This is a genomic window from Janthinobacterium kochi, assembly GCF_051380715.1.
Lineage (GTDB): Bacteria > Pseudomonadota > Gammaproteobacteria > Burkholderiales > Burkholderiaceae_D > Janthinobacterium.
Genome location: NZ_JBNYXO010000008.1, coordinates 90,194 through 110,237, shown reverse-complemented (window position 1 = coordinate 110,237; position 20,044 = coordinate 90,194). Strand labels below are relative to the sequence as shown.

12 protein-coding genes are annotated in these 20,044 nt (G+C 63.7%); 5 read left to right on the top strand and 7 right to left on the bottom strand.

The window, feature by feature from the left end:
• Nucleotides 1–108: 108 nt before the first annotated feature.
• The 5 genes from ACQ4WL_RS18115 to ACQ4WL_RS18095 all read left to right on the top strand — a co-directional run bounded on the left by ACQ4WL_RS18115 (nucleotide 109) and on the right by ACQ4WL_RS18095 (nucleotide 8,931).
• Nucleotides 109–3,255 carry an EAL domain-containing protein gene (locus ACQ4WL_RS18115; RefSeq protein ID WP_436510987.1) on the top strand — a complete coding sequence of 1,049 codons (3,147 nt, stop codon included), beginning with the start codon at nucleotides 109–111 and terminating at the stop codon, nucleotides 3,253–3,255.
• Nucleotides 3,256–3,480: 225 nt separating this feature from the next.
• Nucleotides 3,481–6,147: a TonB-dependent receptor gene (locus ACQ4WL_RS18110; RefSeq protein ID WP_436510986.1), complete on the top strand. Its 2,667-nt coding sequence runs from the start codon at nucleotides 3,481–3,483 to the stop codon at nucleotides 6,145–6,147.
• A 165-nt stretch (nucleotides 6,148–6,312) separates the two neighbouring features.
• On the top strand, nucleotides 6,313–6,597 hold the full coding sequence (locus ACQ4WL_RS18105) for a hypothetical protein (RefSeq protein WP_133250812.1): 285 nt from the start codon (nucleotides 6,313–6,315) through the stop codon (nucleotides 6,595–6,597).
• A gap of 44 nt (nucleotides 6,598–6,641) precedes the next feature.
• Complete coding sequence (locus ACQ4WL_RS18100) at nucleotides 6,642–7,526, top strand: MurR/RpiR family transcriptional regulator (protein WP_436510985.1); 885 nt, start codon at nucleotides 6,642–6,644, stop codon at nucleotides 7,524–7,526.
• A gap of 82 nt (nucleotides 7,527–7,608) precedes the next feature.
• Entirely contained in the window at nucleotides 7,609–8,931 is a 1,323-nt protein-coding gene (locus ACQ4WL_RS18095) for an aspartate aminotransferase family protein (protein WP_436510984.1), read from the top strand.
• Here the strand turns inward: ACQ4WL_RS18095 and ACQ4WL_RS18090 are convergent.
• The 7 genes from ACQ4WL_RS18090 to tssF form a co-directional block, all read right to left on the bottom strand.
• Nucleotides 8,928–9,191, bottom strand: a complete 264-nt coding sequence (locus ACQ4WL_RS18090; RefSeq protein ID WP_099379104.1) for a PAAR domain-containing protein — start codon at nucleotides 9,189–9,191, stop codon at nucleotides 8,928–8,930. The two genes, ACQ4WL_RS18095 and ACQ4WL_RS18090, sit on opposite strands and share 4 nt — an antisense overlap.
• 28 nt (nucleotides 9,192–9,219) lie before the next feature.
• Nucleotides 9,220–10,518 carry a hypothetical protein gene (locus tag ACQ4WL_RS18085; RefSeq protein WP_436510983.1) on the bottom strand — a complete coding sequence of 433 codons (1,299 nt, stop codon included), beginning with the start codon at nucleotides 10,516–10,518 and terminating at the stop codon, nucleotides 9,220–9,222.
• A complete protein-coding gene (locus ACQ4WL_RS18080) occupies nucleotides 10,515–11,858 on the bottom strand; it encodes a hypothetical protein (protein WP_436510982.1) in 1,344 nt (447 codons plus the stop codon). Before ACQ4WL_RS18080 ends, ACQ4WL_RS18085 begins: the two co-directional genes overlap by 4 nt.
• Before the next feature lie 72 nt (nucleotides 11,859–11,930).
• Entirely contained in the window at nucleotides 11,931–14,177 is a 2,247-nt protein-coding gene (locus tag ACQ4WL_RS18075) for a T6SS effector phospholipase Tle3 domain-containing protein (protein WP_436510981.1), read from the bottom strand.
• A 24-nt stretch (nucleotides 14,178–14,201) separates the two neighbouring features.
• Nucleotides 14,202–16,946, bottom strand: coding sequence for a type VI secretion system Vgr family protein (locus ACQ4WL_RS18070; protein WP_436510980.1), 2,745 nt, complete (start codon nucleotides 16,944–16,946; stop codon nucleotides 14,202–14,204).
• Between the two features lie 47 nt (nucleotides 16,947–16,993).
• Nucleotides 16,994–18,022 (bottom strand): type VI secretion system baseplate subunit TssG, encoded by a 1,029-nt coding sequence (gene tssG, locus ACQ4WL_RS18065; protein WP_436510979.1) that lies wholly within the window; start codon nucleotides 18,020–18,022, stop codon nucleotides 16,994–16,996.
• Nucleotides 17,983–19,824 carry a type VI secretion system baseplate subunit TssF gene (gene tssF, locus ACQ4WL_RS18060; protein ID WP_436510978.1) on the bottom strand — a complete coding sequence of 614 codons (1,842 nt, stop codon included), beginning with the start codon at nucleotides 19,822–19,824 and terminating at the stop codon, nucleotides 17,983–17,985. The genes tssG and tssF overlap by 40 nt, the downstream gene beginning before the upstream one ends.
• Between the last annotated feature and the right edge of the window lie 220 nt (nucleotides 19,825–20,044).

The following is a 20,044-nucleotide window of genomic DNA, read 5'->3' as shown; positions in this document are numbered from 1 at the left end:
AAAAGCCCCCTTGCAAGCTTGTAAATTCGGGCATGAAAATTGCTCATAAGAAAACACAAACTTGGCTGACGAGAAGGTGGTACACGCATGGTGGGCAGAATCTCGCGCATGATCGGGAAATTGACGGTAGGGCGCAAACTGGCGCTGATCTATTTGCTCGATCTGTCCGCCGTCATCTTCATTTCCAGCATCCTCATCAACGAAAAATACATCGCCATCGATTTCTCGCGCAAGGAAATGGCCGGCAATGCCTACATCGCCGCCATCCGCGATGCCCTGCTACCGCTGACGCGGACTACGCTGCAACCGGGCGCGCAAGCGGCGGCCGTGGAGCAGGCCGAACGCCGCTTCGGCGCGGGCATGCGTAGCGCCGAACTGAATGCGCAATTTGCCGCCCTGCTGCGCCAGGCCGGTAGCACTCCCGCTGCGCCAGACGACAGCATCGCGCCCTCGCCCGTCTTCGTTGCCGGGCGCGCACTGCTCACGCGGGTGGGCAATCAGTCGAACCTGATCCTCGACCCGGACCTGGACAGCTACTACACCATGTCGCTGGTGATACTGCGCTTTCCCGAGCTGCTGGAAGTAATCAACAGCACGCGCGCCCTGGCCCTGCAACTGGCCACGGCACAAGGCATGCAGCACCAGCGCCTGCAGACCCAGTTCCTGATCCTGGAAGGGCGCATGGACGCCACCATGGGCGGTATCGGCAGCGACTACACGGAGGCGTTCGCGGCCAGCACGCCGCTGCTGCACCAGCACCTGGACGGCTCGCGCGCGGCCCTGCAGCAGGCCGTGGCGCAGTTACGCGCCAGTACCCAGGCGCTGGCCGGCGCGCCTGTCCATGCGGCGGGCAGCGCGGCGTTGGCAAGGCATGATGCGGCGGCCGTCGCAGCCCTGCAACGTGCCTGGCGCGCGGCGGAGAACGAATTGCACCGCCTGATCCAGCTGCGCGTGGACGGCTTTTTCACGCGCATGTGGCTGCACCTGGGCACGGCCGTGCTGCTGCTGGTGATGATCTTGGGCCTGGTGTTTTTCGTCGCGCGGCAGATCGCCCTGCCCATCCGCCGCCTCGCGCGCGTGGCGCAGGAAGTGCGCGAAACGGGCGACCATAGCCTGCGCGCCATCTGGGACAGCGAGGACGAAACGGGTCGCCTGGTGCGCGCCTTCAATACCATGCTGCAGCAGCTCGACTTCCAGCGCATGGCGCAGCAGGAACTCGTGGCGCGCGCCAGCGCGGCCGATGCGCAGCGCCAGCTGGTTGACGCCATTCCCATCCCGCTGATGGTGACCTCAATCCCGCATCACCAGGTGCTGCACGCGAACCAGGCCGCGCACGCGTGGCAGGGTGGCCTGGAATTGGACCCGTGGGTGGGCGGCATGCATCCGCAAGCCCGTTCGCGCTTTTTTCAGCGCTTGAGCGACCTGGGCGCCGTCGATGAATTCGAGGTGTGCTGGAGCGGCGGCGGCACGCCCACCTGGGCCTTGATTTCGGCGCGCCTGATCGACTACCAGGGCCAGAGCGCCGTGCTGTCGACCTTCACGCCGATCAACAAGATGAAGCTGATGGAATCGCGCCTGGAACTGTGGGCCAAGGTTTTCGAGGCATCGGCCGAAAGCCTGATCGTGATGGATGCCGACATGCGCATCATCACTGTCAACCAGGCCTTCCGCCGCCATTCGCTGTACGACATGGTGGAGCTGATCGGCAAGCGCCCGACCTTTCTGCTGTCGCCGCAAAACAGCCATGAGCAGCTCGACAGCCTGCGCCAGACCCTGGCGCGGCGCGGCTACTGGCAGGGCGAGATCTGGGTGCAGCGCAAGTCGATGGAAAGCTATCCGGCCTGGCTGGTGATGAACGCCGTGCGCGACCTCGATGGCGTCACCACGCATTTCATCGCCAGCTCGCTCGACATCAGCGAACGCAAGGCCAGCGAGCGGCAGATCGAGCACATGGCCCACCACGACGCGCTGACGGGCCTGACGAACCGCCACGTGTCGAAACTGCGCCTGGCGGCCGCCATCGCGCAGGCGCGTCGCAGCGGAGAAAAAGTGGGCGTGCTGTTCGTCGACCTGGACCGCTTCAAGCACGTCAACGACGCGCTGGGCCACCACGTGGGCGACGCGCTGCTGCAATCGGTCTCGGCGCGCTTGCTGCAGCTGGTGCGCGAGGGCGATACCGTCAGCCGCCTGGGCGGCGACGAATTCGTCGTCATCCTCAACGGCATCGGCGACGCCGCATCCATCGCCGCACTGCTCGACACGCGATTGATACCGGCCATGCGCCAGCCGCACCAGGTGGAGGGCAGCGCGCTGTATGTCTCGTGCAGCGTGGGCGTGGCCATCTATCCGGACCACGGCGACGACATGGATACCCTGATGCGCCACGCCGATGCGGCCATGTACCAGGCCAAGAGCGGCGGGCGTGACCATGCGCGCATGTTCACGCCGCAAATGCAGGAGCAGCAATTGCAGCAGCTGCACCTGGAAAGCGATCTGCGCCACGCCATCGAGCGGCAGGAACTGGTGCTGTATTACCAGCCGCGCATCGATGCAAAGAGCAGCCGCCTGAATGGCGTGGAAAGCCTGATCCGCTGGCAGCATCCGCAGCACGGCCTGATCGCGCCCGACAGCTTCATACCCGCCGCCGAAGAATCGGGCCTGATCGTCTCCATCGGCACGTGGGTCATCCGCGAAGCATGCCGCCAGCAGCTGGCCTGGCGCGAGTCAGGCACGGGCGATATCGCCGTGTCGATCAACCTGTCGGCCATCCAGTTGAAAAGCGGTACCCTGGTGGCCACCTTGCGCGAAGTGCTGCGCGACTTTCCCGTCACGCCAGGACAGATCGAATTCGAACTGACCGAATCGATCCTGATGGACAACGTGGACGACACCATCGCCACCCTGCATGCCATCAAGGCGCTGGGGTTTGCGCTGTCGATCGACGACTTCGGCACCGGCTATTCGAGCCTGAACTACCTGTGCCGCTTCCCGCTCGACAAGCTGAAAATCGACATGAGCTTCGTGCAGGACATCCACGGTTCGCCGCAAAACCTGGCGGTGACGAAAACCATCATCGGCCTGGGCCATACCCTCGGCCTGACGGTGACCGCCGAGGGCGTGGAAAGCGCGGCCGATGCCGACGTGCTGCGCCACGCCGGCTGCGATGAATTGCAGGGCTACTATTTTGCCCGCCCCATGCCGCAGGCGCACTTCCTGACCTGGCTGGCGCACAGCGCCGCGCCCTGCGCCGCCTGACACCTCTTGTGAAGCGCCCGCAACGCGCGCGCCGGATTCAACAACGCGCGGTGCACCGCCAGGGCGCATGAATGCAGCAGGGATACCGGAATTGGTATTGACATCGCAAAAGAAGTCATTTGTGGGGCAAAGTCATTCCCATCTACCATGTTTCTGAGCAAGTTCCAGCTCTGGCGGCGACTGCCGCAGCGTTCTCAACATAACTAAAATACAGGTAGAGACAAGATGAAACAATTGATGGAAACGGGTACCCGCACGCCCAAGCAAAACACACGGCTGACTTTGAAGGCCACGGTGGCCGCGCTGGCCGGCGCGGGCCTGCTGAGCAGCGCTTCCGTCTGGGCGCAACAGGCGCCCGCCGTGGAGACACCGGCGGCAGAAGTGACAGAAACAGCGCCGGCGGCGGCACCAGCCGACAGCGGCATCGCCGTGGTGGCCGTCACGGGCGTACGCCGCGCCGCGCAAAGCGCACAGACGATCAAGAAAAACAACGATCAGGTGGTCGACTCCATCGTCGCCGATGAAATCGGCAAATTCCCCGACAAGAACGTGGCTGAAATCCTCGGCCGCGTGACGGGCGTGCAGATTCGCCGCGAAGGCGGCGAGGCCGGTACTGTCATCATCCGCGGCCTGCCTGGCGTCGTGACCCTGCTCAACGGCCGTGAAATGTTCACCTCCGTGGGCCGCAGCCTGTACCTGGCCGACATTCCGACGGCCATGCTGCAGCGCGTGGACGTATACAAATCGCAGGGCGCCGACATGGTCGAAGGCGGCACGGCCGGCGTGATCGACGTGCGCACCAACCGCCCGTTCGACTTCAAGGGCTTCACGGCATCGGGCAACGTGCGCGCCGAGCACCGCGACAAGTCCGGCTCGACGGACCCGAACGTCAGCGGCATGCTCTCGAACCGCTGGAAGACGCAGTACGGCGAATTCGGCGCCCTGCTCGGCCTGTCCTACCAGCGCGGCAGATACTATGACGAGACGATCTGGAACGCCGAACCCGTCAAGCGCCCGGAAGCGGGCAACATCACGGGCCCCGATTCCGTCGGCATGATCCCGACCGTGGGCGACCGCAAGCGCTACGCGGCAAATGCCGCCTTCCAGTGGCGCCCGAACTCGCAGGTGGAAGTGTATGCGGAAGGCATGTCGACCCTGATCAAGCACGCTTTCGACAGCCAGTTCTTCGTCGGTTCGCTGCCTTGGGGCCAGAATCCGGACATCACCCTGATCCCCGGCACCACCCAGGCGGCCACGGTGGGCAAGATCGATGGCCCATGGTCGCCATTCACGCTCGGTTCGACCCAGGCGCGGCGCGACCGCTCGATCGGCTCGCAAGGCGCCATCGGCGCGCGCTGGGATATCACGCCGCAGCTGCGCGCCACGACGGAACTGGCGCGCACGGTCAGCAACTTCGAGCGCGAATTCCCCATCCTCGACTTCCTCGCCCATCCGACCAGCATCATCGGCAGCACCAACGTCAACGGCGGCGCGCAAATCAGCTACCCCGGTTACAACATGCTGGACCCGAAGAACTACACCCTGCTCGGCTTCTACGATAACCACAGCCACGACGAAGGCAGCTCGACCGACTGGCGCGCCGATGCCACGTACGACATGGATAGCACGGGCTTCTTCCGCGAATTTTCGGGTGGCGTGCGCATGGCCAAGCGCAAGGCCGAATCGATCCGCGAAAAAAATGGCCAGGGCGGGCTGACGTCGACCATGACCGCCGATGCCCTGCCCGGCCTGGCATGCACCTCGCACGACAACACGGGCAACTTCGGCCTGCAAAGCTGGCTCACGCCATGCCGCGACTTCATGCTCAATAACACGGGCGTGCTGCGCCAGCTGTTCACGGGCAGCAGCGAACGCAGCCCGGACGATCCGATGACCCACTACAAGGATGTGGAAAAAACCAATGCCGTGTATGGCAAGATGCGCATCGGCTTTGACCTGGCGCAAGTGCCGGTCGACGGCACCCTGGGTGTGCGCGTGGTGCAGACCAAGCAGGACTTGCAAGGCAATTCCTCGCAAAACGGCATCGTCACGCCGGTGCGCGTGAAAACCTCGGATACGGACGTGCTGCCCAGCATGACCCTGAAAGCCATGCTGCGCCAGGACCTGATCGCCCGCATGACGGCTGGCAAGGCCGTGCAGCGCCCCAACTTCGCCGACTTCAACCCGGGCGTGAGCCTGGGCCAGAGTCTGGAAATGGTGCGCCCGACGGGCAGCGGCGGCAATCCCGACCTGAAACCCGTGGAAGGCAAGAACCTCGACGTGGCGCTGGAATGGTATTTCGCGCAGACAGGCTCCGTCACGGCCACCGTGTTCCGCCACAACTTCAAGAATTACATTTTGTCCGGTTCGGCCAAGGAAACCTATGGCGGCATCGTGTACGACATCACGCGTCCGCGCAACACCTCGAAGGGCCACCTGCAAGGCCTGGAAATGGCGTACCAGCAGTTCTACGACAAGCTGCCCGGCTGGCTGGGCGGCCTGGGCCTGCAAGCCAACGCCACCTACATGACGGGCGAGCTGGAAGAATTGAATGGCAGCGCACATCCGTTCACGGGCATGTCGAAGTGGTCGGCCAATCTCGTCGGCCTGTACGAACAGGGAGCGTGGTCGGCGCGCCTGGCCTATAGCTGGCGCGACAAGTACGTCGACGACTACAACTACCGCGGCAAGGGCATCCACCTGACCGTGGCGCCGACGAAAACCCTGGACGCGTCGGTGTCGTACAAACTCAATCCGCACACCACGGTGACTTTAGACGCCAACAACCTGCTCGACTCGACCTACCGCGACTACCACGACACGCCGGACTATGTGCGCGATGTGCGGCGCTATGACAAGGTCGTCGGTTTGTCGGTACGCTGGAGTTACTAGCCTATCCCCCTTTCTTCCTTGCGAGGGTTTCAGCGCCCGCCGGCAACGGTTGGCGCTTTTTTTGCATTGAGGAATCTATCCGACATTGGAGTGATCTGGCGCAAAGTGGCGCAACCGGGGCGCTTTTATGCTGGCAGCTTGACTAGCGAACCCGGCGGGGACAGCATGCGCGATGCACGGCACGTCGATGCACAATTATTTCAACCCGATATCCCCGTGCGGCTCGACATGCGCACGGCGGCGCTGGTCGAACATGCGCTAGCCTTGCAGGAAATGGCCGGCACGGGCGCCGCCGCCCTGTTTTTGCATTGCCACGACGTGCCGCTGCCCACCGCCTTGCGCGTGCTGACGACGGGTCCGCGCCGCAAAGCAGCCGGGCCGCACCTGTTTGCCCGCCTGCGTCCGCGCACGGCCGCGCTGGCGCAGGGCTTGCCGCTACCGGCGCGCTGACGAATCCTGTACCATCGCCGCAACCTATTAACTGAGGCACGGCGATGCAGGCAGCGACACCCCACTCCTATGCGGCACTGATGGACCTGATCAAGGCGCGCCATGCGGAACTGAGCCCGCAATTCCAGGCCGGCGCGCGCTACCTGGCCGACCATCCGGACGAGGTGGCCGTGTCGTCGATGCGCAGCATCGCCGCGCGCGCCCAGGTGCAATCGGCCGCCCTGGTACGCCTGGCGCAGCAACTGGGCTTTGCCGGCTGGCCGGAACTCAAAGCCATCTTCGTCGAGCGCCTGCGCGCGGGGCCAAGCGGCTACGCGGCAAAGGCGGGCGCGCTGGCCGGCAAGGACGGTGACCTGGTCACCGAAGTATTCACGGTGCAGCAGCGCAACCTGGCCGCCACGGAAAGCGCCAACCACGCCGCCCTGGATGCGGCAGCCAGCCTGCTGCAGGCAGCGCCCCGCGTCCACGTGGCGGGCTTTCGCGCCGCCCACCCCATCGCCTACACCCTGCACTACCTGTACCGGCTGCTGCGCCCCAGCGTGCAGCTGCTGAGCGGCCAGGGCGGCACGCTGGAAATGGATTTGCGCGCCCTGCAGGCCGGGGAGGCCGTCGTCGTGGTCAGCTTCGCGCCATATTCGAGCGAAGCAGTGCTGGTGGCGCAGGCGGCGCGCCAGGCTGGTTGCCAGGTGGTCGCCGTCAGCGACAGCGCCATGTCGCCGCTGGCCCTGCAGGCCGACGCCAGCATCGTCATCGCCATCGACAGCCCCTCTTTCTTCCCTTCCATCGTGGCCGGCATCGCGGCCGTGGAAAGCCTGGTGGAATTGCTGGTGGCGCGCGCGGGGCCCGATGCCGTTACGGCCATCGGCGCGGCGGAAAAACAATTACGGGCGCTGGGCGCTTACGCAAAAACATCAAATGATGTAAGTTAAAAGCAAATACATCAAACGTTGCATTGCAGCGCGGCGCATCCTATACTCGGCCATCCCCCTTGCCGACAAGAAAGCGATGCCCATGAGCCATGTCTTCCACCGCAGCCTGACCGCCAATTACCCTGTCGCCACGGGCGGCGATGGCCCTTACCTGATCGATGCAAACGGCAAACGCTACCTGGACGCCTGCGGCGGCGCCGCGGTGTCCTGCCTCGGCCATGCGGATGCGGCCGTCATTGCCGCCGTGCAGCAGCAGATTGCCACGCTGGCGTACGCGCACAGCGCGTTTTTCACCACCGAGCCGATGGAGCAGCTGGCCGATTTCCTCGTCGCCCGGGCACCAGCCGGCATCGACAGCGTGTATTTCGTCTCAGGTGGCTCGGAAGCGATGGAAAGCGCGTTGAAAATGGCGCGCCAGTATTTCGTCGAGCGGGGCCAGCCGCAGCGCCGCCACGTCATCGCGCGCCGCCAGAGCTACCACGGCAATACCTTGGGCGCGCTGGCCACGGGCGGCAATGCCTGGCGCCGCCAGCAGTTCGAGCCGCTACTGATTGGCGTCACCCATGTGTCGCCCTGCTATGCCTGGCGCGACCAGCAGGCGCATGAAACGGATGGCGACTACGTGGCGCGCCTGGGCCAGGAGCTGGAAGACCATATCGCCGAGCTGGGCGCGGACAACGTCATGGCCTTCATCGCCGAACCCGTCGTCGGCGCCACGGCCGGCGCCCTGCCCGCCGTGGCCGGCTATTTTGCGCGCATGCGCGCCATCTGCCAGCGCCACGGCATCCTGTTGATTCTCGACGAAGTCATGTGCGGCATGGGCCGCACGGGCAGCCTGTTCGCCTGCGAGCAGGAAGCCATCACCGCCGACCTGATCTGCATCGCCAAGGGCCTGGGCGCCGGCTACCAGCCTATCGGCGCCGTGATGGTGTCAAAAGACATCCGCGAGACCATCCGCGCCGGCACGGGCTTCTTCCAGCATGGCCACACGTATATCGGCCACGCCACGGCCTGCGCCGCCGCGCTGGCCGTGCAGCGGCAGATCGAGGAACGCGATTTGCTGGCCAATGTGCGCGCCATGGGCGACTTGCTGCAGGAGCAGCTGCATGCGCGTTTCGACAGCCATCCGCACGTGGGCGACATCCGCGGCCGCGGCCTGTTCCTGGGCCTGGAACTGGTGCAGGAGCGCGCCAGCAAACGGCCGTTCGACCCGGCCCGCCGCCTGCACGCGCGCATCAAGGCGCAAGCCATGCAAAATGGACTAATGTGCTATCCCATGGGCGGCACCATCGACGGCCTGCACGGCGACCACATCCTGCTGGCGCCGCCCTACATCATAGCCGCCAGCCACGTCGATGAAATCGTCGACAAGCTGGGCACGGCCATCGACGCCAGCCTGGCCTAACCGCGCCCGCTGTTGCCCACGGTAGACATCAGGCTGGCGCCGCAGCTGGTCTTGTGACCATCAAAGGCCACGGGCACGCCATCGATCAGCACCTGCGGATCGCCCTCGGCGATCACGCAGCGCACATGGCCTTTTATCGGGCAAACGCAAGGGTCGCCCTTGCGCGCCACGGCCACGCCCAGCACCGTACTGTTCGGCGCCGCCCCCACCACCTTGCCGCCATGGCTGGTGGGGTCGTTCAAACGGATCACGCCACGCATGCCCTTCTCCTTGAATAGGTAAAACGCCTCATTGCGAAAACCCCTGGTAATACTCGCGCGCATCGTGGCGCAAGCCCCACCAGGGCAGATACGCATGGTTGCCGCTGCGCGCGCGGAACCACGGTTTGTCGGGCTGGATCGGCCGCACCACGGCCGGCGGCGCCACCACCAGCGCCACGGGGGCAAGCAGGTCGCTGGTGCCGGCCACCAGCACGGGTTTACCGAAATGGTGCGCGTAGGCGATGCCCAGTGCCACGTTCGTCAGGGCCGTGCCCGCGCCCGTCTCGCCCAGCACGGCGGTCAAATTAAAGCTTTGCTTGAGGAAATCGAATTCCGGCAATTGCAGGGTAAGCGTCTGCGCCAGCGCGCCCAGCCGTGCGGACGAATCCTGGTGCGTATTGCCGGCGTCGTGGATCAGATAGCCGATCTCGCTATCGCGCCTGTTCGCCTTCGCTGCAGCCTCTTCGATGGCCGCCGTCCACGCCTGCACCAGGCGCGGCGGTTCACCCTTTTTGGTTTCAAAATCCGCCACAGCCTTGCTGCTTGGATAGCCTAGCCACGCCAGCGGCGCCCGCTCCGTCTTGTAGTCGGGGCCGGCCAGCACCAGCAATACCAGGTTTTCGTTGATCTGCCGGTCCAGGGGACGGCTGGGCGCATCCCAGTTCATGGCCCAGACGGTTTCCTTGGGATGGCTTTGCAGGTAATCGAGCGCGGCAGCCAAGGAGGTAAAACCGGCGTTGGGGCCGCCCATGGTGACGCGGACGTCGGGTGGGGTGGAGCGGGTCCAGAGGGTGGGAGAGTGGATGTTGCCGATGCTAAAAGTATCGGCAACATATTCCCGGACGAAATTGGCTGCTTCCACAGGGTCGAGCTTGCCATCAGGTAGCGCATACTCAATGTGAATGCCTGCAAGCTCGCGCCAACGGGACTTGTTTTTAGTCGAGTGGACATTGTAGAAATACTCTGGATCGGAGTAGTACACGTCATGAATTAAATTAAGAGTCTTCGCTATGTATTTTTCATGGTAACCATCGAACGTTTCAGAACCATCATTTCCAACCGCGACAGAGGCAATACTTTGTAGCCGGGTATATTTCTCGGGTTTTTCCCTGACCATCTCATCGCCTGGATTCTGCTGCACCAGCCCCAAGGTCCATAGCAATTGCCATTCAGTAGGGTAATCCTTGCGTTGTAATGGGTTTAGCCATTGCAGCCCCACCACCTGCGCCATAAACGGACCGCTGCGTGGAACTGTTGTCTCCGGCAATGGCGGCGTCGCGCACGCGCCCAGCAAAAGCGACATGAGAACCGCGATCAGCGCCCTCATTGCGAGAACCCCTGGTAATACTCGCGCGCATCGTGGCGCAAGCCCCACCAGGGCAGATACGCATGGTTGCCGCTGCGCGCGCGGAACCATGGCTTGCCGGGCTGGATCGGCCGCACCACGGCCGGCGGCGCCACCACCAGCGCCACGGGCGCGGACAGGTCGCTGGTGCCGGCCACCAGCACGGGTTTCCCGAAATGGTGCGCGTAGGCGATGCCCAGCGCCACGTTCGTCAGGGCCGTGCCCGCGCCTGTCTCGCCCAGCACGGCGGTCAGATTGAAGCTTTGCTTGAGGAAATCGAATTCCGGCAATTGCAGGGTGAGCGTCTGCGCCAGCGCACCGAGCCGAGCGGACGAATCCTGGTGCGTATTGCCCGCGTCGTGAATCAGATAGCCGATCCCGGTCTCGGCTTGATTGGCCTTCGCCGCAGCCTCTTCGATGGCCGCCATCCACGCCTGCACCAGGCGCGGCGGTTCGCCCTTTTTGGCTTCAAAATCCGCCGCCTGTTTCGTGCTCGGATACCCTAGCCACGCCAGCGGCGCCCGCTCCGTTTTAAAGTCGGGGCCGGCCAGCACCAGCAGCACCAGGTTTTCGTTGATCTGTCTGTCCAGGGGCCGGCTGGGCGCATCCCAGTTCATGACCCAGACGGTTTCCTTGGGGTGAGTTTGCAGATAGTCGAGCGCGGCGGAAAGTGAAGTAAAACCGGCGTTGGGGCCGCCCGTGGTGACGCGGACGTCAGGTGGGGTGGAGCGGGTCCAGAGGGTGGGGAAGTTCGGGTTGCCGATGCTAAAAATATCGGCAACATATTCCCGGACGAAATTGGCTGCTTCCACAGGGTCGAGCTTGCCTTCAGGTAGCGCATACTCAATGTGAATGCCTGCAAGCTCGCGCCAGCGCGATCTATTTTCAGCAGAGTGAACGTTGTAGAAGTACTCTGGGTCGGAGTAATACACTCCATGAAAACGATCATACATATCTTCGATATATTTATGGTGGTAGCCGCGGAAGGTTTCAGAACCATTATTTCCAACAGCAATAGACGCAATGCTTTGCAGTTTGGAATATTTTTCAGGCTTTTCCCTGACCATCTCATCGTTCGGATTTGGTTGTGCCAGCCCCAAAGTCCACAGCAATTGCCATTGCGTCGGATAGTCCTTCCGCTGTAGTGGATTAAGCCATTGCAAGCCAACTACTTGAGCCATGTAAGGCCGCTTATCAACCTCAGGTACGGTGCTAACGGTACTGCTCAAGGTAGCAGGCGACGAACGAAAATGGGAACAGGCGGCCAGCAGGAATACGACCAGAAATCCGAGGGACGCATAAAGAAAAATAGTTTTGAACATGCTCAATGCTCCATCTATAAAAAGGCTGTTGCAGAAGGATCTGCTCTATACAAACCGGTAAATCGCATGACATCAATCGTGAGCCAGTTCTCCAGACGTAGGCCGGGGATCCCGCGCAGGGTTTTCACGTATGTCGATAATTTTTTCATGAAGACTGGCTTCTTCAGACTCTTTTACCCACACTGAGGCAGTCATCTTGTTACGTGTCGCTTTGGCAAAGTACTCTTTAAAAGTCTTTGCAGAGTCACTATCATCAAGCGCCTTCAACAACCTCCAATCCGCCGCCACCCGCAACTTGCGCAACTGGTCGGCCTTGATGCGGCACACGCCCACCGCCACGTCATACGCGAGCGCCCGCTCCGCGTGCATGGGGTTGGTCAAGATGGTGGAATGGTCGGTGGCATAGGCGCCGGCCTGGCAGGACATCATTTCCTCTACCCGCGTGCTGCGCCATGCTTGGTATTCGGCGTCGGGCGTGGCGTTGGGCATTTCCTGCTGCACTTTTTGGCCCGCGGGACTTTTCCCTTCCCGTACGGCCTGGGCGCGTATCACCGCGCGCTGCTCGAATCGCAGGCGCGCCTCGTCATCGGCCGTGCCCCTCGCGCTGTCCATGCGTTTGGCTTCGCTTTTCGCCGCCTGCCCCTGCAGGCCGCCGGGCGGAATGGCATGATCGGCAAAGAAATCGTCGCCGGCAGCGCGCTGCTTGCCGGCCTGGCGCGATTCGCCGGGCGGCTCGTAGCCTTCGTCGAATTGCTCGCTTGTCTGGCCAAAGCGCAAGGACTGCGGCTTGAAGGGCAGAGCCAAGTCGGGGGCGCTCAGTTCGATTTTCCAGTCTTTGTGGGGCGAGGCATTGCAAGGGCTGCGGGCCAGGCCCGTTGCCACGATAAACAAAGGCGCAAACCCGACCGTCAGGATGGTGGAAAAGGCGCCCTCGCTGGCCTCGACGCCCTGCTTGATGGAATACGACGCATATTTCTGCGCCGGAAACCAGAAGTCCTTGCCGCCCGGCGCAGGCTTGCGCCAGTGATCGCTCCAGTAGTGATAGCTGCCCTGCTTGCCTACCTCAAACCCCTGGGCAAACACGCGCTGCACGCACACGCCTGCGGCCTCGGTGGCCGCCAGCTCGCCACCGTCCTTGCTGTCCTTGGCCAGCGAACCCGACAGGCCGCGCCAGCCGATGCCCTCGATGGCCACGGACGACACCACCACGTCGTGCGGATTGCAATAGATGGTCACCCTGCCATACGATGATTTCTTGCCGCCCCGGGCGGCGCCGGCAATCCCGTATTGTTCACGATCCTTGGCGGCGGAAAAACCGTGCTGCGCGTTGGCCATGCAGCGGTCGATTTCCTCGTCTGTCTGCGCCTCGCCCAAGCTGGCGCGCTGGCCGATGATGGCAAAGAAGTTTTTCAAGGTGGCTATGCGCGCCTGCACCGTCACCCTGCCCGTGCTGCCGTCAGCCGCACGCAGATTGCTGGCCACCCAGTTCTCGGCGCTATTGCTTTTCGCCAAGCTGTACGGTGAATTACAAATCACATAGTTGTCGGCCACGCAGGGAAAATTGTCCTTCACCTTGGGCAGGTTTGCGCCCAGAAAGGCGGCCGCCATCGCCACCATCGTACCCTGGCTGTGGCACACGATGGTGACGGGCACGTCGGCCTGCTGCTGGCGGATGGCTTCGACCAGCCTGGCCAAACGATAGGCGGCCAGCACGAAATACGCTCGCGGCGGGCAGCTGTACACTTGCCGTTCCGGGAAGGGATTCATGTGCTGGATGGTGTTCCACAAGAATAAACCCTCGCTCAGCCCGTCCTTCCACAAGTCGGCCAGCGCGCTGCAGCCATTGGCAAACGGGCCGCCGCCCCAGTAATCCTGTTCGTTCAGGTAGATGCCCTTGCCGTATTGCTGCAGTTCCTCGCCGGAAGCCTTGTAGCCCCAGCGAAAACGGATCACAGGAGAAAAAGTGCCGGCATCGCGGATCAAGGTATCGGCCGACATTTCCGGGTTGAGAAAGCCTTCGGCCGAGATCTCGTCGCCATAATTGACCGCTGTCAGTTCGCCGCCTTCCACGCCGTGATGCATGATGTGCTCGCAGTTGCGCTTGAGGCGCTGGTTCAGTCCCTGACACAAGCCTTTTTCGGCCGCCGCATACCACTCGCCATCGGAATTGACGCCGTGCACGAAGATGATGACGCCGGGCAGCGGCAACTGTTGCAGCGTGTCCCGGTCGCTGCTCTGGAAATCGGCGTTGCAGGAGAACTGGCCGAGGATATCGATTTTGGGGTCGTCGCACAGCGGCGGATGGGGGTCGAACAGCATGGTGTGCTCTCCAGTGACGGGGGTTCAGGAATGGCGGCGAAAGAAAAATCCCTTCAGGCGCTGCAGATGATCGGTTTCCACCTTCGGCCCGCGCCCGTCGGCACCGCTGACGCCCGTCAGCGGACTGTCGCCTTCGCGCTCGATGTGCACTTCCACGCCTTCGACGGGCAAGCCATCGGTGGGACGCAACAAGCGCGGCACGCGGCCCAGCTCGCCCTCGCCGAAGGTGGGCAGCTCGCCTTTCATGCTGGCCGGGCCGTTCCAGTGGTGACCGTCGGTTTTGACCGTCAGCGCGCCCGGTCCGCCCAGCTCGACCGCACCGCCAGACAGTTTCAGGTAAGCGCCGCCCGCCGTCATCAAGGTGATCTCGTCCTGCGCCACGCCGACCAGGCGCGTGCCGGCCGTCAGGCGGATTTCCTTGGCGGCGTCCGCCTGCAGAAGATCGTGCTGGCTTTGCAGCAAAAATTTGCCGAAATGGGCCACCTGCACGATGCCGTCCTTGTGCGCGAACAGGGAAATGCCCTTGCCCGCGTTGACGTTGCAGCGCTGGGCCGCGCTCAGTTGCAAATGCTGCTGGGCCACCAGGTCGATATTCGCGCCCGCATTGCCGGCGATGGTTCTGGGCGTACTCAGCGCCACGCCCTCGGGCGACGTGATGCTGACGACGGGCTGGTCGGCGGCAATGGCCGCCCCCAGCGCCTTGCTGCCGGCCGCGTCCAGCGCCAGCGCCTGGTGCCGGGCGGCAAACTCGCCCAGGGAACTAAACAATTCCAGGCACTCTTTCATCACGGCGGCATGCTCGCTGCTATCGAGTTGCTTGCCGCTGGCGCCCAGCTGTTTCCAGGCCGAGATCAACAGCGAGCGGGCCGTGCGCACGCTGCCGCTGGCGTCGCTGCGCAATTCAAAGCCGTCGCCGCGCTGCCGCCCTGCCCCGTCGCTGCGCGGCTCGGTCAGATAGCCGAGGTTCAATTGCGTGGCCGCCTGATCGCTGGCCAGCTGCGCGCTGATTTGCGACGGCGTGTCGTCAAAGCACAGCTGGTTGCCGCGCCCGCCGCGCACTTCGCGGCTGCGCATGCCGGACAGGTAACGGTTGCCCGGCAAGGCACCGCGCGCGCTCAAACCGGGCGGCACGCCCACGGCGTTGTACAGCTGGCCGACGATGATGGGCCGGTCCGGGTCGCCGCCGAGAAAGTCGATCAGCACTTCCGCGCCGATGCGTGGCAAGCTCACCGTGCCGCATTGTTTGCCGCTGCCCGGGCCATTACCGGTCCAGCTCGATGCCACGCGCACCCAGGCCGAATCGCGCTCCGTATCGGAAGCGCCGGAACCGTTGGCATGCGCGTGGTCTTGCGCGCGCGTCGCAACAAAACGCACCTTGACACGCCCCAGCGCATCGCAATGCACTTCTTCGCCGGCAGGGCCGACAACCAGCGCGCTTTGCAGGCGGACGGCGGGAAAATCACCGCGCGGGTCAAAAGCGGGCACGATGGCGATGCCGTGCCGCACGCAGGTAAAACGGTTGCGGTAGCGCAAAGCAGACTTTCCATCCGCGCCTGTGCCATGTGCCGGGCCGGCATCGCACTGCCAACCGCTCTGTGCAAACAAGCGTCCGACACGGGCATCTAGCCCTGTCGGCAAGTTATTGCTGGCCGCAACGCTCAAGGCCGTGATGACGAAACTGCGCTCGGCCGCCGGGTGGCTGTCGATGTCGGCATGCCCTTCCAGGCTGAACCACTGGCCCGCGCAAAAGTCGCGCACGCAGCCTTCGCCCTGGAAACACTTGCTGTCCATGTCGTGGCGCGCCATCGCCAGCTGGCCCAGTTGCCGCAATTCGTCGTGGCTAGCAGCGGCCAGCGGCGGTTCCACGATATAGTCGTCGAGACTGGCCGCCAGAAGATTGCCATTACCGCCCTGATCTACGCCGCCGGGTGACTGCGTTGCCATGAACTGCGGGCTGTGCGGGTGACCATCGTCCCAGCTGTAGCGTTCTGACTTTCCCGCTTGCAAGCGACGCACCGCACTCCAGGCCGTCACAGTGTCCCTTTCCTCGGTGGCGTCATCGCGGTGGTAGCGCACCGTGCCGGCCGCGTTTTGCACCAGGCGGCTGGCGTCGTCGAACAGCAGCAGCGCATGCACGGGCGTGGAGGTGGCGTTCGGACTGGACGGCGCTCCCGCCTGGAAACACCAGGCGATGCCGCGGCGCCTGAGCAGGCGGCGGATGAAGGCGGCATCGGATTCATTATGCTGCATCGTGAATTCGCGCACGGGCAAGCTGCGCGCCGCCAGCGCCGCATCGATGGCGAGATCCAGGCTGGCGGCGAGCACGCTATTCCCCTGCCGCCACTCCTCAAACAGGAGCTGCACGATCTGCAATTCGTGCTTGTTGCGAAACACCCGCGTATTGATGCGCTTTTCCATCAACGCCAGGCCGTCGCGCAGCACCAGTTGATAGGTCGCCAGGCCACCATCGCTTTGCCCCGCGCTCGCTTCGGCGACGATGCCGCAGACCCTGCGCAGCTGCCCGCGGTCGGTCACGATCTGCAATTCGGCTGGCACGGCGATGAACTGTTTCAGCGGCAGTTGCGCCTCGGTGGCCACGCACAGGATACGGTACTCAATCCCGCCGCAGATGGCCTCGCTGCCGTTGACGCGCTGCGGCAGCAAGACATCCTCATTGATGCCTTCCGGGTAAGCGAGGCGCAGCCGCAGAGCACGCTTGTCGGCGGTCAAGGCCTTGTCCACGGCCAGCCATTGCGCGAAGTCTTCCATGGTTTTCTTCCTTCCAGCAGTCAGCGGGGTCCATCAATAAGGCGGTCTCAGGCGGAACCATCGAATCGAATGTCGTAATGCATGTCGTCACGCTCACGGGTCGGTAACTTGTCGGCCAAAAAGGCATCCTCCGCCAGCCAGGCGCCCATGCCCAGCACGCAGGTGCGCACATCTTCCCGGCGCAGCACCAGGCGTATCTCAAAACTCACACCGGGCAAGCCAAACAGCGCCAGCATCTGACGCAGGGCCAGCGCGCCTGGCCGGCCGGGCAAGAAATCCTCGTAGACACGGCGCGCCAGCGGTCCCAGCACCAGACGCACGCGCAAGTCGGCGCGCCGGCAGCGCTCTCCCAGCATGGCACCCTGCCCCAGCCGGGTATGCGCGGTGGCCAGCAAGGTGCGCTCTTGCGGCGCGCGCCGGAACCACGTGCCAACAAAACGCTGCACGCGCACGGGCACGCCGAAATACTCGGCCAGCAGCGCCTGCATCACGTCGGCCGACACGGGCCGGTGGCGCAACAAGGCCGCGAAATGGGCCAGCGCATGCGCAGGCAAGCCATCTTCCTGCCTGGCCACCTCGGCAGGCAAGGCGCCCGCCAGCGCCAGTTGCAAGGGCAGGAAGTCGCCGCCGTCGGCATCGTGCTGGCATTCGATGCGGTAGCGGGCCCAGGCCTGGTAAAACAGGGCCAGCGCGCGTTGCGAGAGCGTGTCGAGCCAGGCACGGGGACCACCATCACCCGTTTGCCGCTCGTGGCGGGCGAGCGTTTCCGTGTAATGCAGCGGCAAGCTGCCATGCACGCCTAAAAAACCCAGCATGGCCGCCTGCACATGCACCTGCGTCTCGCCATCTGCTCCCTGCTCCAGCCACAGCTGTTCGATTTCGCCCGGCGCAAACGACAGCGATGCGCTGCCATGCAGGCGCAGGTAATCCTCAAACACCTGCTCCTGCGAAATGCCCTGCTGCATCAGCCCGGCAGACAGCAGGCGCACCGCCTGAAAGAAGTCCGTGCCGGACGGATCGGCCAGCAGGCGCGCGACTACACCAGCGTCTGGTTTCCATTGCGTGGCAGGCAGCACAGCAACTCCTTTCCAGTCTTCTGCGACAAGACGATCAGGCGGGTAAACGAGGCCAGGTGCACATACAGCCCGAGAAAGCGTTCGATCACCTGGGCAAAGGCATGCAAGCCGCTGCCGACAAAGGCTTCTTCATCGACGGACAGCAGGACGTCGATGCCGAAGACCAGGCTGCCGCCCGCCTCGTCCTGCAGCCAGGTACTCGCGGCGCGCTGGCGCAGTCCCGTCAAGCCCGCGATCTGGCGCGCGGCGCTGGCCGAACCGGGCAAGTTGTACAACTCGAGTATTTGCTTAAAGAGCGGCAAGCCCTGTTCATTCAGCGACTGATGGTTCAGGGACAATTGCGCGATCAGCCGCCAATGCGACGCCGCGCCCGCAGGGAAGCGGCACGGCGCGCCGGGTTTGCGCAGCAGGCGCACCGGCAAGGCGCTGGCCACGCCGTCATGGTGCAGGTCGCCCGCGGCATTGCCGAACACCAGGCGGCCTGGCAAATCGCGGTTGCTGCAGGTCAGCATGATGGACACCGTTTGCGTCGCGTCGTGCAGCGGCTGCATGGCGCCGTCGACAAAGGCGATGCGCATGTCGTAGCCGGGATTGCTCAACGCCATGTCTTCGTCGCGCCGCGTCACCCAGTAGCGCCCCTGGCGCCCGCCCGCCTCGCCATGGCGCATCGAATAGAACGGGTGAAACGCATCGAGTGCGCCACCGCTCTGCGTTTCACTGAGCACCTGCACGCTATCGACGCTGTAAATATCGTAGCAATGCGCCTGCCGCACCGACGGCAGCAGCACATGCTCGGCGCTCGCGTGCGTCAGACGAATGGGAGTGGCCGCCTGGCGAAACAGGTTGACGACGGGCGTGCATCCCGTCACCAGATGCCTGGCGGACAGGGGCCGCAAGATGCGCGCAATATCCGCATCGGCCTGCACGTCGGCCAGCAGCAGGTGCACGGTGCAGCGCCGGCAGGCCAGCGGCAACAGCGGGCGCAGCGCGGCCAGATCCAGGTCGACGAAATTGAATTTATCCGGAAAGGCAAACCATTCGCCCAGCAGGCGGTAAGCGCGATGCGAGGCGGCCATGGCCGGCATCAAGGCATCCTCGGCGGCAAAGCCGACCGGATGCAAGGGCACTGCGTCCAGCGCATGCCATACGCCATCGACTTCCACATAGGCACTGCGCGCACGCAGGAACAGGCTGTCGCGCAAGGTGGCGCAAAAGGAAGGCTCGCCGTCGAGGAACAGGCGCAGCGCCGGCAGCGCGAGCCCGTCCAGCGTGGACGTGGCGCCCGTCGCTTCGAGCGTGATGCTGATCGCTGCCCCCAGATCCGGTGGCAGGCGCACTGCGGGCGGCGCCGCCACGATGGACTGGAAGCGCACCTCGGACAGGCGCAGCGGCGCCACGGCGACATCGTAGGTGGTGCTGAACTTGCAGGCGACGCCCTGATGTTCCGCAGCATGCATGAGCGTGCCGCGCGCAATGGTGGCCAGCTCGGTCACCGTGGCAAGGTCGTTATCGATGCGGGCAATGGCGCAGGCAGGAAACGGGCGCAAATAATGGGGGAAATTGACTTCCAGCAAGGTTTCACTAAAGGTGCCGAAGCCATCGGCCAGCCGCTTCGCCGTGCGCGCATTGAACATGGCAAACGCCTGCAGCATGCGCGCCAGGTGCGGATCGTCGGTGGTGCCCAAGTCACTGCCCACGATGCCCAGCGCGCCGGCGATGGCCGGATAGCGCCGGGCAAACGCCTGATTGTGCGCATGCAAGGTGCCCAGTTCGCGCTCGTAATACTGCAGCAACTCATCCATGCCCGCTCCCATCGCCTGATCCACACATGCCGGTATCACCCCCTCTGCATTATTGAGGAAGCGGGAACGAGGAAAGTTGAGTTTGGACAAGATTGCATGCATCAGCAAGGAATGCCATTCCAGCGCTGGCACAGCACTTTTGTTCACTTCTTGCCAATATTAATTGACTTATCCGAAACAATCGTTTTAAATCAGGAGGTTACTCAAAATCAATCATCTT

Coding starts and splice junctions, on each gene's coding strand:
- ACQ4WL_RS18070 (WP_436510980.1), bottom strand. CDS start 16,946: ATGGAAGACTTCGCGCAATGGCTGGCCGTGGACAAGGCCTTGACCGCC.
- ACQ4WL_RS18085 (WP_436510983.1), bottom strand. CDS start 10,518: ATGAGGGCGCTGATCGCGGTTCTCATGTCGCTTTTGCTGGGCGCGTGC.
- ACQ4WL_RS18095 (WP_436510984.1), top strand. CDS start 7,609: ATGAGCCATGTCTTCCACCGCAGCCTGACCGCCAATTACCCTGTCGCC.
- ACQ4WL_RS18100 (WP_436510985.1), top strand. CDS start 6,642: ATGCAGGCAGCGACACCCCACTCCTATGCGGCACTGATGGACCTGATC.
- ACQ4WL_RS18080 (WP_436510982.1), bottom strand. CDS start 11,858: ATGTTCAAAACTATTTTTCTTTATGCGTCCCTCGGATTTCTGGTCGTA.
- ACQ4WL_RS18075 (WP_436510981.1), bottom strand. CDS start 14,177: ATGCTGTTCGACCCCCATCCGCCGCTGTGCGACGACCCCAAAATCGAT.
- ACQ4WL_RS18105 (WP_133250812.1), top strand. CDS start 6,313: ATGCGCGATGCACGGCACGTCGATGCACAATTATTTCAACCCGATATC.
- ACQ4WL_RS18110 (WP_436510986.1), top strand. CDS start 3,481: ATGAAACAATTGATGGAAACGGGTACCCGCACGCCCAAGCAAAACACA.
- tssF (WP_436510978.1), bottom strand. CDS start 19,824: ATGGATGAGTTGCTGCAGTATTACGAGCGCGAACTGGGCACCTTGCAT.
- ACQ4WL_RS18115 (WP_436510987.1), top strand. CDS start 109: ATGATCGGGAAATTGACGGTAGGGCGCAAACTGGCGCTGATCTATTTG.
- ACQ4WL_RS18090 (WP_099379104.1), bottom strand. CDS start 9,191: ATGCGTGGCGTGATCCGTTTGAACGACCCCACCAGCCATGGCGGCAAG.